Annotated in this window: 13 protein-coding genes; 5 read left to right on the top strand and 8 right to left on the bottom strand. The window is 66.4% G+C overall.

Annotation, left to right across the window (positions count from 1 at the left end):
- Positions 1-64: 64 nt before the first annotated feature.
- The 3 genes from SALA_RS16125 (at position 65) to SALA_RS16135 (ending at position 4,506) form a co-directional block, all read left to right on the top strand.
- Positions 65-2,581 (top strand): penicillin-binding protein 1A, encoded by a 2,517-nt coding sequence (locus SALA_RS16125; protein WP_011543441.1) that lies wholly within the window; start codon positions 65-67, stop codon positions 2,579-2,581.
- 78 nt (positions 2,582-2,659) lie between these two features.
- Positions 2,660-3,787, top strand: coding sequence for a peptide chain release factor 2 (prfB, locus tag SALA_RS16130; protein WP_011543442.1), 1,128 nt, complete (start codon positions 2,660-2,662; stop codon positions 3,785-3,787).
- Positions 3,787-4,506 (top strand): class I SAM-dependent methyltransferase, encoded by a 720-nt coding sequence (locus tag SALA_RS16135; protein WP_011543443.1) that lies wholly within the window; start codon positions 3,787-3,789, stop codon positions 4,504-4,506. Before prfB ends, SALA_RS16135 begins: the two co-directional genes overlap by 1 nt.
- A gap of 94 nt (positions 4,507-4,600) precedes the next feature.
- Here SALA_RS16135 and SALA_RS16140 read toward each other — a convergent pair whose 3' ends face one another.
- From SALA_RS16140 to SALA_RS16175, 8 genes are all read right to left on the bottom strand, one after another.
- Positions 4,601-4,966 (bottom strand): DsrE family protein, encoded by a 366-nt coding sequence (locus SALA_RS16140; protein WP_011543444.1) that lies wholly within the window; start codon positions 4,964-4,966, stop codon positions 4,601-4,603.
- The gene (locus SALA_RS16145; RefSeq protein WP_011543445.1) at positions 4,954-5,703 is read right to left on the bottom strand and encodes a HesA/MoeB/ThiF family protein; all 750 of its coding nucleotides are present in this window, start codon (positions 5,701-5,703) and stop codon (positions 4,954-4,956) included. The genes SALA_RS16140 and SALA_RS16145 overlap by 13 nt, the downstream gene beginning before the upstream one ends.
- On the bottom strand, positions 5,703-6,251 hold the full coding sequence (gene dut / locus SALA_RS16150; RefSeq protein ID WP_041383467.1) for a dUTP diphosphatase: 549 nt from the start codon (positions 6,249-6,251) through the stop codon (positions 5,703-5,705). The genes SALA_RS16145 and dut overlap by 1 nt, the downstream gene beginning before the upstream one ends.
- Positions 6,214-7,476, bottom strand: coding sequence for a bifunctional phosphopantothenoylcysteine decarboxylase/phosphopantothenate--cysteine ligase CoaBC (coaBC, locus tag SALA_RS16155; protein ID WP_011543447.1), 1,263 nt, complete (start codon positions 7,474-7,476; stop codon positions 6,214-6,216). The genes dut and coaBC overlap by 38 nt, the downstream gene beginning before the upstream one ends.
- 3 nt (positions 7,477-7,479) lie before the next feature.
- Positions 7,480-7,776 carry a CcdB family protein gene (locus SALA_RS16160; RefSeq protein WP_011543448.1) on the bottom strand — a complete coding sequence of 99 codons (297 nt, stop codon included), beginning with the start codon at positions 7,774-7,776 and terminating at the stop codon, positions 7,480-7,482.
- On the bottom strand, positions 7,777-8,022 hold the full coding sequence (locus SALA_RS16165; protein WP_011543449.1) for a type II toxin-antitoxin system CcdA family antitoxin: 246 nt from the start codon (positions 8,020-8,022) through the stop codon (positions 7,777-7,779).
- A gap of 44 nt (positions 8,023-8,066) precedes the next feature.
- Positions 8,067-9,611 carry a 2-polyprenylphenol 6-hydroxylase gene (gene ubiB, locus SALA_RS16170; protein ID WP_011543450.1) on the bottom strand — a complete coding sequence of 515 codons (1,545 nt, stop codon included), beginning with the start codon at positions 9,609-9,611 and terminating at the stop codon, positions 8,067-8,069.
- A 124-nt stretch (positions 9,612-9,735) separates the two neighbouring features.
- Positions 9,736-10,473, bottom strand: a complete 738-nt coding sequence (locus tag SALA_RS16175) for a class I SAM-dependent methyltransferase (protein WP_041383468.1) — start codon at positions 10,471-10,473, stop codon at positions 9,736-9,738.
- 95 nt (positions 10,474-10,568) lie between these two features.
- Here SALA_RS16175 and mutM point away from each other — a divergent pair, with 95 nt between their 5' ends.
- A complete protein-coding gene (mutM, locus tag SALA_RS16180; RefSeq protein WP_011543452.1) occupies positions 10,569-11,381 on the top strand; it encodes a bifunctional DNA-formamidopyrimidine glycosylase/DNA-(apurinic or apyrimidinic site) lyase in 813 nt (270 codons plus the stop codon).
- A 189-nt stretch (positions 11,382-11,570) separates the two neighbouring features.
- Positions 11,571-11,834 carry a 30S ribosomal protein S20 gene (rpsT, locus tag SALA_RS16185; RefSeq protein WP_011543453.1) on the top strand — a complete coding sequence of 88 codons (264 nt, stop codon included), beginning with the start codon at positions 11,571-11,573 and terminating at the stop codon, positions 11,832-11,834.
- Positions 11,835-12,162: the final 328 nt, after the last annotated feature.

Here is a 12,162-nt window from a genome sequence, read left to right on the forward strand (position 1 = left end):
TCCCGGCGCGCTCCGCCGCAAGCACGCTTCCCTTTCGGCGATCCACGCTTTAGAGGCGGGACATATGGCCGCCGACCGTTCGACCGATTTCCGCCTGCGGCTGCGCCGCGACAGCAACGCCATCATCGCCTGGGTCCGCGAGATGTGGACGCGGCGCTGGTTCCGCTGGCTGGGCTATCTTGCGCTCGCGGGCCTCGCCGGTATCGCGCTCATCTGGGCGATCTTCGCGCGCGACCTGCCCTCGGTCGACCAGCTGCGCACCTATGAACCGCCGCTGCCGACCATGGTGCGCGACGGTGAAGGCAAGCCGGTGCACAGCTATGCGCGCGAGCGCCGCGTCCAGCTCGACTATAGCGAATATCCGCCGCTGCTCGTGCGCGCTTTCCTTGCGGCGGAGGACAAAACCTTCTTCAGCCACGGCGGCATCGACTATCCCGGCATCGTGTCGGCGGTCATCACCAACCTGTCGAACAGCGGCCGTCCGGTCGGCGCGTCGACGATCACCCAGCAGGTCGCGAAGAACCTGCTGCTCACCAACGAGCTGAGCTATCGCCGCAAGATTCGCGAGGCGATTCTCGCGATGCGGATCGAGGATGCGCTGACCAAGGAACAGATCCTCGAACTCTATCTCAACGAAATCCCCCTCGGGCGACGCAGCTTCGGCGTCCAGGCGGCGAGCCGCGCCTATTTCGACAAGGATGTCGACGAGTTGGCGCTGCACGAAATGGCCTTCCTCGCCATTCTGCCCAAGGCGCCCGAACGCTATGGCCGCGCGCGTTTCGAGCGCGACGCGATCGAGCGGCGCAACTTCGTGCTCGGTGCGATGGAGGACAATGGCTGGATCACCACGGCGCAGCGCGACGCCGCGCGCGCCATGCCGCTCGGCCTCACGACCAGCGGCAACCGAGCCGTGGCCCAGGTCGGCGGCTATTATATGGAAGAGGTGCGGCGCCAGCTGATCGCCGAGTTCGGCGAAACCGCCGAGGACGGCCCGCACAGCGTCTATGCTGGCGGCCTCTGGGTGCGCACGCCCTATGACGGCAAGATGCAGGCGGCGGCGACGCGCGCGCTGCGCAAGGGATTGCAACGCTATGATGCGGGCAAGGGCTGGTCAGGGCCGATCGCGACGATCGAGGCCGACGACCAGTGGCAGAGCCGCCTCGCGTCGAGTTTCATCGGCATCGACTATGACAATTGGCGCATTGCCGCGGTGCTGTCGAAAAGCGCGGGCGCGGCGCGCATCGGCTTCGCCGATGGCGACACCGGCACGCTTCCTGCCAGCGCCGCGACGATGGGCTATCGCAAGACCGGCGGCAGCGCCTTTTCGGCGCTCCGTCCGGGCGATCTCATCGCGGTCAAATCGACCGGCGGCAGCAGCTACGCCCTGCGGAACATTCCCGAAGTGTCGGGCGGCATGGTCGTCGAAAGTCCGCATTCGGGGCGCATCTATGCGATGCAGGGCGGTTTCGACGTCCGCCTGTCGCCCTTCAACCGCGCGACCCAGGCCGAGCGCCAGCCGGGATCGACGATAAAGCCCTTCGTTTACGCCGCCGCGCTCGACAATGGCATGACCCCCGCGACGATGATCGTCGACGGGCCCTTCTGCGTTTATCAGGGCGCGGCGCTGGGCAACAAATGTTTCCGCAACTTCGGCAATTCGGGAGGCAGCGGCGAACATACGATGCGCTGGGGGCTCGAACAGTCGCGCAACCTGATGACGGTGCGCGCGGCGAGCCAGATCGGCATGGAGCCGGTTGTCGAAATGATCGCCCGGATGGGCATCGGCCAGCACGAACCCTATCTGTCGACCGCGCTCGGTGCCGGGTCCACGACGGTCGAAAAGATGACCAACGCCTATGCCATGCTTGCAAACCATGGACGCGAACTCAAACCGCGGGTGATAGACTATGCGCAGGATCGCCGCGGCAAGGTGATCTTTCCCCGGAACTGGAAACCGTGCGACGGCTGCAACATGAAGGATTGGGACGGCCGCCCGATGCCGCGCTTCGCGCGCTCGGGACGGCAGCTGATGGACCCGATGACCGCCTATCAGGTCGTCCACATGCTCGAAGGCGTCGTCCAGCGCGGCACAGCAGTGCGGCTGCGCGACCTTGGCGTTCCCCTATTCGGCAAGACCGGCACAACCTCGGGACCGAATGATGTCTGGTTCGTCGGGGGCACGCCCGATGTCGTCGCGGGCATGTATATCGGCTTTGACCAGCCGCGCAGCATGGGTGGTTATGCGCAGGGCAGCAGCTATGCGGCGCCGATTTTCAAGGATTTCGCGCTCGAGGCGCTCGCCGATCGTCAGCCGATTCCCTTTGCAGCGCCCAAGGGGATACGAATGGTCCGCATCGATCGCCGCTCGGGGCGCCGCGTCTATGGCAGCTGGCCGGGGACCGATCCCCTGGCGGCAATTATCTGGGAAGCCTTCAAGCCTGAAAGCGAGCCGCGGCGGACGATCCGCGAGGACGAAATCAGGCCTCCCAAACCGCCGCAGCGGCAGGACGCGCCGGTTCAGCAAACGCCGGGGCGTCGGAGCGACAGCGAGTTTCTGGAGGATCGCGGCGGCATTATCTGACGCCGCGCGCCTTCGTTCGACCCGCCTTTCCTTGAAGGCCGCGAAGCCCTAGGGTCAACATTTTTCAGGAGCAACGACATGCGCGCCGAAGCGCTGGATCACATCGACAAGATTACCGCCGCTCTCGCGTTGCTGCGCCGCTTTCTCGACTGGGACCGCGCGGTGCGGCGCCTCGACGAGCTCAATGCCAAGGTCGAAGACCCGACGCTGTGGGACAATCCGAAGGCCGCCCAGGACGTGATGCGCGAACGGCGTCGACTCGACGAGGCGATCACCGCGACGCGCGCGATCGAGCGCGAATGCGCCGACACCGCCGAGCTGATCGAGCTGGCCGAGATGGAAGGTGACGAGGCGATGGTCGACGAGGCGGTCGCCAGCCTCGCCGCGCTCGCCGCGCGCGCCGAAGAGGATAAGGTAAAGGCGCTGCTCGCCGGCGAGGCCGACGGCAACGACGCCTATATCGAAGTCCACGCGGGCGCGGGCGGCACCGAAAGCCAGGATTGGGCCGAAATGCTCCAGCGCATGTATATGCGCTGGGCCGAAAAGCGCGGAATGAAGGTCGAGTTGATCGAATATCAGGCGGGCGAACAGGCGGGCATCAAGTCGGCGACGATGCTGGTGAAGGGCGAGAATGCCTATGGCTATGCCAAGACCGAAAGCGGCGTCCACCGTCTTGTCCGCATCTCGCCCTATGACAGCTCGGCGCGCCGTCACACCAGCTTTTCCAGCGTGTGGGTCTATCCGGTGATCGACGATAATATCGAGATCGAGATCAACGAGGGCGACCTCAAGATCGACACCTATCGTGCCTCGGGTGCGGGCGGCCAGCATGTCAACACGACCGATTCGGCGGTGCGCATCACGCACATCCCGACGGGCATCGTCGTCGCCAGCCAGAATGATCGTTCGCAGCACAAGAACCGCGCGACCGCGATGGGAATGCTGAAAGCGCGGCTCTATGAGGCCGAACTGCAAAAGCGCGAGGCCGCGGCATCGGGCGAATATCAGGCGAAGACCGAGATCGGATGGGGCCACCAGATCCGTTCCTATGTGCTCCAGCCCTATCAGCTGGTGAAGGATCTGCGCACCGGCGTCACCTCGACCGCGCCGGGCGACGTTCTCGATGGCGCCCTCGATCCCTTCATGGCGGCGGCGCTGTCGCAGAAGGTGACGGGCGAAAAGGTCGAGGTGGAGGACATCGACTGATGGTGCGCGGCGCCCTCGCTGCGCTGGCGCTGCTGGCGCTGCTCGGTGGCTGCGACGGCCCGTGGAGCGAGGATCGCAGCCGCATCGAAACCGCGCGCGACTTTCCGCCCGCCGACCGCCCGGTCGCGCCGACCGTCTCGACAAAATGGTCGACCGAAGAGGCGCGAGACCGCGTCAACGAGGCCGAGGACGTCATGGACTCGGCCGACGTCCGCCCCGGCATGACCGTCGCCGACATCGGCGCCGGCGACGGCTATTATACCGTCCGCCTTGCGCAGCGCGTCGGCCCTGGCGGGCGCGTGCTTGCCCAGGATATCATTCCCGAGGTGATCGAACGGCTCGCCGACCGTGTCGCGCGCGAACGGCTCGACAATGTCTCCTTGAAGCTGGGCGCGGTCGACGATCCGCGCCTGCCCGCCGCCAGCTTCGACCGTGTGTTCATGGTGCATATGTATCACGAGATCGGCGAACCCTATGCCTTCCTCTGGCGGTTGCGCCCCGCGCTGCGAGAGGGCGGGCAGGTGATCGTCGTCGACGGCGACCGTCCGATCGCCCAGCATGGCACGCCCTTCCGCCTGCTCGTCTGCGAGTTCGAGGCGGTGGGCTACAAGCTCGTCTCCTATGACGACAAACAGCACGCGGGCGGCTATCTCGCGCGCTTCGTCCCCGAAGGCGACCGTCCCGCGCCCGATGCGATCAAGGTCTGCGACAATCCTTAGAAAGAAGCCGTCGCCCCCGCGAAGGCGGGGGTCGCTGGCGGCATGGCGCACGGTTGATGGCGGCCTCCGCCTTCGCGGGGGCGACGAGAACTGGTCAATACACCAGAATATGATCCTCCGCCGCGACCGCCGCCAGGAAACTGACGACCCCGCCCGCCCTGACGCCCGCGACGACCCGGTCGGCAGTGAGGCCCGCGACCGCCAGCCCCGACTGGCACACGACCATCTCGATCCCGCTCGCCAGCGCTTCCTCGATCAGTTCGCCGAGGCCCGGCAGCCCCGCCGCGCGCCGCGCGTCGTCGCCCGCAAAGCCCGCGGGCGCGCGCAGCAGCGCGGCGGCGTCGCCCTGCAAGAACAGGCGCGCCCGCTGGCCCAGCGCGACGGCGGCGATCGCGGTTTCGAGCGCGGCGCAAAAGCGCCGCCCCTCGGCCGCCGCGACGATGATGTTCAGCCCCGGCATATCGGACACTCCGGTTCCTTCGCGACCGCCACTTCGCGCCAGCGCCGGTCGAGCATGTCGATGATCGCGAGGCGCCCGACCAGTGGCGTGCCCCAGCCCGACAGCGCGCGTACTGTTTCCAGCGCCGCCATCGTCCCGACCATCCCCGCCAGCGCGCCCATCACGCCCTGTTCGGCGCAGTTGATCCCCGGCCGGTCGGGATCGTTGCCGACCAGGCAGGCGTAACAGGGGCTCTCGCCGCGCCAGCCCTCGTACAGCGCGACCTGCCCCTCGAACGCGCCGATCGCGGCCGAGAGCAAAGGGATTTGCAGCGTCACCGCCGCGCGGTTGACCGCCAGCCGCGTGGCGAAATTGTCACAGCCGTCGAGGATCAGGCTCGCGCCCGCCAGCAGCGCCGCCGCATTGGCCTCGTCCAGCCGTTCGGCCACCGCGATCGCTTCCACATGCGGATTGATCCGCCACGCCGCATCGGCCGCGACCATCGCCTTCGGCGCGCCGACGTCGGCGTCGGTGAACAGCGGCTGGCGTTGCAGGTTCGAAAGCTCGACATGGTCATCGTCGATGATCGTCAGCTTGCCGACGCCCGCCGCGGCGAGATAGGTGATCGCCGGACAGCCGATGCCGCCCGCGCCGATGATCGCGACATGGCTCCCTTTCAGCTTCGCCTGACCCGTGCCGCCAAAGGCCGGCAGAATGATCTGGCGGGCATAGCGGTCGAGTTCGGCGTCGTTCAGCACTATTCGGCGGGTCGGCGCAATTTGATGCCCGACAGCGAGGCGAGGCCGGCGGCGTTCGCGGTTTCGTCGGCGGCGTCGCTTTCGATCCCGGTCGATCCGAAGCCGCCCGCACCGCGCGCGGTGTCGTCCAGCCTGTCGACCTCGGCAAAGGTCGCGCGCTGCACCGGGGCAGGGACCAGCTGCGCGATGCGGTCGCCGCGCTTCACCTCGAAATTTTCGTCGCCCAGATTGGCGAGGATCACCTTTACTTCGCCGCGATAGTCGCTGTCGATCGTCCCCGGCGTGTTGAGACAGGTGATGCCATGTTTGAGCGCCAGCCCCGACCGCGGCCGCACCTGCACTTCATAGCCCAGCGGGATCGCCATCGCGAACCCCGTCGCGACCGCGTGGCGCGTGCCGGGGCGGATCGTCAGCGTCTCGGCCGCGACGACATCCATCCCCGCGGCGCCAGCGGACGCATAGGCGGGCAGGGGCAGGCCGCCGCCGTTCGGCAGGCGCTGGATCGCGATTTCAATCACGTTCGAGGGGGGCGCGTTGGTCAAGCTCATCGGCAATCTTTTCCATCAATTTGCGGGCGACGACCGCTTTGGGCAAACGGTCCCAGCTGTCTACCCCGCCGTTGCTAACGATATGCACCCGGTTGCTCTCGCCGCCCATGGGGTCGGCGGACACATCGTTGGCGACGATCCAGTCGCATCCCTTGCGCGCGAGCTTTGCCTCGGCGTGCGCGATGACGTCGTTGGTCTCGGCGGCAAAACCGATCAGCAGCGGCGGGCGTCGGGATGATTGGGCGACGCTCGCCAATATGTCGGGATTTTCCGCGAGCGCGAGCGGCGGAACCCGTCCGCTGCCATCCTTCTTGATCTTCTGTGCCTGGCTTTCTGCGGCGCGCCAGTCGGCAACCGCGGCGACCATGATCGCGGCGTCAACGGGCAGCCCCGCTTCGACCTCGGTCGCCATTTCGACCGCGGTCTCGACATCGACGCGGATCACGCCCGGCGGCGTCGGCAGCGGGACGGGGCCGGCGATCAGCAGCACCTCGGCGCCTGCCTCGGCGGCGGCGGCGGCGATTGCAAAGCCCTGCTTGCCGCTCGACCGGTTGGCGATATAGCGCACGGGGTCGATCGGCTCGTGCGTCGGCCCCGCGGTGATCAGGATGCGCCGCCCGTGGAGCGGGCGGTGGTTCGCGGGGGCGAAGTCGGGCTGTCCCGACAGGACCGACGGCGCGGGCGCGTTCGCGAGCGCCGCCTCGATCGCCGCAAAAATCGCGTCGGGTTCGGGCAGCCGTCCGGGGCCATATTCGCCGCACGCCATCTCGCCCTCGTCGGGCTCCATCACCGTCACCCCGTCGCCGCGCAGCGCCGCGATATTGCGCTGCGTCGCCGGGTGCAGCCACATGCGGACATTCATCGCGGGCGCGGCGAGCACCGGCTTGTCGGTCGCGAGCAGCAGGGTTGTCGCCAGATCGTCGGCGATGCCTGCCGCCATCCTGGCCATCAGGTCGGCGGTGGCGGGCGCGACCACGACCAGATCGGCCTCGCGGGATAGCTGGATATGCCCCATCTCGACCTCGTCCGTCAGGTCGAAGAGGCTGGTATAGACCTTGTTCTCGCTGAGCGCCGCGAGGGTCAATGGCGTCACGAACTGCTCGCCCGCGCGCGTTAGGACGCAGCGCACGGTCATGTCGGCCTTGCGCAACAGGCGGACAAGCTCGACGCTCTTATAGGCGGCAATGCCGCCGCCGACGATCAGCAGGATGCGGGGCCTGGTCATCTGTCAGAACCCCGTGGTCAACATGTCGAGCGCGCTCATGATCGCATAATGCTCCGCTTCAAGATTGGCCACCGGGCGCTGCAGGCGATCGAGCGGGATCGCAAAGATCAGATGCGTCGCCATCACCAGGGTTTGACCGTTGACCGTCAAAAGCGGGTTCAGCCGCGGGATTGGCTCGACTTCCGCGACCGGCATCAACGGCACGACGACGCGCGAAGCCAGATGATCGAGCACGTCCGCCTGACAATCGAGAAGCAGCCCGCGACCGGGGGCGCCGGGATAGACGTCATATCGCGCCATTCAAAGCTGCCGATACTCGTCATAGGGCATCCCGTTCTCGCGAATATAGTCGTTCCAGCTTTCGATCGCGGCGCGATTTTCTTTTTTCCAGGCGGCCTCGCGGGCTTTCTTCACCTCGGCCGCCAACCCCGACTGGCATGCTTCGCTGACATTGATCTCCAGCCGCCGGGCTTCCTCGACCAGTTCGGCGTTCAACGACACATTGGTCGGTTTTTTCGGGCCTTCGAATCGCGCCGGACGGTTCATCGCCATTCTCCTTGCGCATAAGATATGCGCATCGGGTTTCCGAATCAACCGAGCCAGTTCAGCGCCGCGGCCCCGGCCGCCGCGCCGATCAGCGCGGAGAGCGCATAGCGCCACCAGACGCGCCGCTCGCCTCTTTCCCACATCAGCGTGACGTCGGGCAGCGGCGGCGCGGGCGGTGCGGCGCCCTTGCGCGGCAATTGTTCATCGAGACGGCGGATGATGTCGGGGATCAGCGCCAGCGTCCGGCCCTGCTCGCGCAGCCCGTCGGCGAGCGCGGCCTCGGGCCCCAGTTCGTCGCGGATCCACTCCTTCACAAACGGTCCCGACACGTCCCACATGTTGATCCGGGGGTTCAGCATCGTCGCGACGCCTTCGACCATCACCATCGTTTTCTGAAGCAGGAGGAGGTGCGGCTGCGTCTGCATGTCGAAATCGCGCGTGATCGCGAACAGCCCGTCGAGCATCTGCCCGACGCTGAGCTCGCTCACCGGCTTGCCGCGCATCGGTTCGCCGACCGCGCGCAGCGCGGTCGCGAATTCGTCGACATTGTGATAATCGGGCACATATTGCGCCTCGAAATGGATTTCGGCGACGCGACGATAATTGCCGGTCGTCAGCCCATAGAGGATCTCGGCGAGCCAATAGCGCGCCTGGCGGTTGATCCGCCCCATGATGCCGAAATCGACCGCGGCGATCGTCCCGTCGGCCTTCACGAACAAATTGCCCTGGTGCATGTCGGCATGGAAGAACCCCTCGGCAATCGCCTGCCGCAAAAAGGCGTGGACCAGGTTCGCCGCCAGCTTTTCCATGTCATGCCCCGCGGCGACCAGCGCGTCGCGGTCCGAAATCTTGATGCCGTCGATCCAGCTCATCGTCATCACGCGGCTGTTGGTGCGGTCCCAATCGATCGCGGGCACCTCATATTCGGGGATTGCCGCCATTGCATCGGACAGTTCCGACGCGGAGGCCGCTTCGCGCCGCAGGTCGAGCTCGCGCAAGGTCCAGCGGCGGAAATTGGCGATCACCTGCCGCGGGCGCAGCCGCGACGCCTCGCCGCCGAGCGCCTCCAGATGCGCGGCGGCCCATTCATAGGTTTCGATGTCGCGCGCGAACTGCTTGTCGATGCCGGGTCGGCGAATCTTCACCGCGACGCGGCGTCCGTCGGTGGTGACCGCGCGGTGGACCTGTGCGATCGACGCCGACCCGACGGGATCGGGATCGAACTCGCTATAGAGGCTTTCGAGCGGCGCTTCGAAGGTCGCCTCGATCTCCTCCCGGATGCGCGCGAAGGCGACGGGGGGCAGCGCATCCTGCAGGGTGAGCAGGTTGCGCGCGGCTTCCTCGCCGACCAGGTCGGGCCGCGTCGCCAGCGTCTGCCCCAGCTTGACCGCGGCGGGCCCGATCGCCTGAAAGGCGGCGGCATAGTCGGGAATCCGGGGCTGGATCGTGCCGAACCGTGCGATCCGGCACAGCCGCTTGACGCCTGGGGGCGTCGCCGGTGCCGTCTCGATGCCGCGCAGCGCGCCGTGGCGCGCGAGGATGCGGCCCCATTTCAGCAGGCGCAGGATATGGGTGACGGGACGGGTCATTCGGCCGCCGCTCTGCACGTCGCCGCGCCCGCGAACGGGGGAAGCCAGCGGGCGCCGGGGCGATGACCGGTCCCAAGGAGATCGGCCCCTGCCTTCGCAGGGGCGCTCGCGGGACGGTGCCGGCTCACGCCTTCCACCCGCTGTGGATCGCGACGAGTCCGCCGAGGATCGGTTCGACTTTGACCGCGGTGAAACCCGCCTCGCCGATCATCCGGGCGAATTCGGGCATCGGCGGAAAGCGGCGGATCGATTCGATGAGGTAACGATAGCTTTCCTCGTCACCCGCGATCAGCTTGCCGAGCTTCGGCACCAGATGGTGCGAATAGGCGTCATAGGCCTCGGCGAACCCCGGCCATTGGTTGGTCGAAAACTCGAGGCAGAAAAAGCGCCCGCCAAAGCGCAGCACGCGGTGCGCTTCGCTCAGCGCCGCCGGAATGTCGGTGACGTTGCGGATGCCGAAAGCGATCGTATAGGCGTCGAAAAAGCGATCCGGGAATGTCAGCTTTTCGGCATTCTGTTCGGACCAGACCAGACTGTCGATACCGCGCGCCGCCGCCCGTTCCATTCCCACGCCCAGCATGTCGGGGTTGATGTCCGCGACCGTGATGTTCGCCCCCGACGGCTCCATGCGAAAGGCGATGTCGCCCGTGCCGCCCGCCATGTCGAGGATCGCCTCGCCCGCGCGCGGCTTGACGCGGCGCACGAAACGGTCCTTCCACAATCGGTGCATCCCGCCCGACATCGCGTCATTCATGATGTCATATTTGCGCGCGACACGGCTGAACACCTCGCCGACCATCGCGGTCTTCGCGCCCGCGGGAACCTGCTCATAGCCAAAGCTGACGGTATCGGGAGTGGCCATCGTTTGCGCGCCTTTTACGGGGGAGGTCATCTGGTGCGTCGGCCTTTAGCCAAGCCTTGCCGCGCAAGCAAATGGCGCGTAGCGGGGCAAGCCTGATGCCCGAACTTCCCGAAGTCGAAACCACCGTGCGCGGCCTTGTCCCCTTTCTCGAAGGACAACGGCTGGCCGCCGTCACCACCTTCCGCCCCGACCTTCGCCGCCCCTTTCCCGTTGACCTCGCGCAGCGGCTGACGGGTGCGACCGTGACCAGGCTTTCGCGCCGCGCCAAATATGGCATCGTCTCGACCGACCGCGACGATCATATGATCTTTCACCTCGGCATGTCGGGACGCTGGCGGACCGAGGGCGGCGAGCCCGGCAAGCACGACCATCTGCTCCTCGAAACCGGCGCGGGGCACCGGCTCTTTCTCCACGACCCGCGGCGCTTCGGCTCGATCGATCTGGTCGCGGGCGATCCGCTGGCCAGCTTTGCGGCCTTCGTGACGCTCGGCCCCGAACCGCTGTCGGACGATTTCGACGCGGCCTTGCTGGCACGGGCGTTCGCGGCGCGCCGGGCGCCGGTGAAGGCGATGCTGCTCGACCAGAATGTCGTCGCGGGGCTCGGCAACATCTATGTCTGCGAGGCGCTCAACATGGCGCGCATTTCGCCGCTGATGCCCGCCGCCGGTGTGCCCAAGGCCAAACTTGCCGCGCTCGTGTCCGCGATCAGGGCGGTGCTCACCGCCGCGATCGCTGCTGGCGGATCGACGCTGCGCGATTTTTTGAGCCCCGATGGCGACCTTGGTTATTTCGCAAAGGACTGGCGCGTCTATGGCCGCGAGGGCGAGGCTTGCGAATGCGGCGGCGCGATCGTTCGCGTCGTGCAGTCGGGTCGCTCGACCTTTTACTGCCGCAAATGCCAGCGATGAGGCGGGATATTCGCCGCAAGACCATTGACCAAATCGCCCTTCATCGCTATGCGCGCACCCTTCGAGCAGGGTCCGGACGTCCGGAACCGGCTGCATCCGGACATTGATTCGCTGCTCCGCGCGCGATTCGGCTGCTCCGATGCGGCTGCGCTCCGACCATGTTGACCGTTTGAAAGACTAGAGGAATTTATGGCCAATACGCCGCAGGCAAAAAAGCGCATCCGCCGCAACCAGGCGCGTGCCGTCGTGAACAAGAATCGCGTCTCGCGCATTCGCACGCTCGTCAAGAAGGTCGAAGCTGCCGTCGCCGCGGGCGACAAGGACGCCGCCGCGACCGCGCTGAAGGCGGCGCAGCCCGAAATGGCGCGCGGCGTTGCCAAGGGCGTGCTGCACAAGAACACGGTCGCGCGCAAATATTCGCGCCTGACCAAGAGCGTGAACGCGATCGCCTGATTTCATCTGTCCCGAAAGGGAACAAAAAGAACCCGTCGGCTTCGCGCCCGCGGGTCCTTTTTTGCGTCCGCTATTGTGACGTCGCGGTGGCAATAGTGTTGCAGCGCGGTAAGTCGCGGAATTACTGCGATTCGTTGCGAAGGCTCGCGAGTTGCTATTGTAAAATCTTGAAAATGAAGCGAAAAAATACCCGCTGGCGCGATTCCGCGAGCCAAGGCGAGTCAAGATTTTTATTTCAGTATTTTTACACAGACGCCCCTTGATCGACTCGGCGCGCCTTGCCTAGACAGGTGCGTCGTCGGCCTTCGCCGGCGGCCGCCACATCGAC

The sequence above is a fragment of the Sphingopyxis alaskensis RB2256 genome, assembly GCF_000013985.1.
Taxonomy (GTDB): Bacteria; Pseudomonadota; Alphaproteobacteria; order Sphingomonadales; family Sphingomonadaceae; genus Sphingopyxis; species Sphingopyxis alaskensis.

What these genes read in the sequence shown, in the direction of transcription:
- SALA_RS16135 (WP_011543443.1), top strand. Translation starts at nt 3,787, where the DNA reads ATGGTGCGCGGCGCCCTCGCTGCGCTGGCGCTGCTGGCGCTGCTCGGT.
- prfB (WP_011543442.1), top strand. Translation starts at nt 2,660, where the DNA reads ATGCGCGCCGAAGCGCTGGATCACATCGACAAGATTACCGCCGCTCTC.
- SALA_RS16165 (WP_011543449.1), bottom strand. Translation starts at nt 8,022, where the DNA reads ATGAACCGTCCGGCGCGATTCGAAGGCCCGAAAAAACCGACCAATGTG.
- coaBC (WP_011543447.1), bottom strand. Translation starts at nt 7,476, where the DNA reads ATGACCAGGCCCCGCATCCTGCTGATCGTCGGCGGCGGCATTGCCGCC.
- SALA_RS16175 (WP_041383468.1), bottom strand. Translation starts at nt 10,473, where the DNA reads ATGGCCACTCCCGATACCGTCAGCTTTGGCTATGAGCAGGTTCCCGCG.
- SALA_RS16125 (WP_011543441.1), top strand. Translation starts at nt 65, where the DNA reads ATGGCCGCCGACCGTTCGACCGATTTCCGCCTGCGGCTGCGCCGCGAC.
- ubiB (WP_011543450.1), bottom strand. Translation starts at nt 9,611, where the DNA reads ATGACCCGTCCCGTCACCCATATCCTGCGCCTGCTGAAATGGGGCCGC.
- mutM (WP_011543452.1), top strand. Translation starts at nt 10,569, where the DNA reads ATGCCCGAACTTCCCGAAGTCGAAACCACCGTGCGCGGCCTTGTCCCC.
- rpsT (WP_011543453.1), top strand. Translation starts at nt 11,571, where the DNA reads ATGGCCAATACGCCGCAGGCAAAAAAGCGCATCCGCCGCAACCAGGCG.
- SALA_RS16160 (WP_011543448.1), bottom strand. Translation starts at nt 7,776, where the DNA reads ATGGCGCGATATGACGTCTATCCCGGCGCCCCCGGTCGCGGGCTGCTT.
- dut (WP_041383467.1), bottom strand. Translation starts at nt 6,251, where the DNA reads ATGAGCTTGACCAACGCGCCCCCCTCGAACGTGATTGAAATCGCGATC.
- SALA_RS16140 (WP_011543444.1), bottom strand. Translation starts at nt 4,966, where the DNA reads ATGCCGGGGCTGAACATCATCGTCGCGGCGGCCGAGGGGCGGCGCTTT.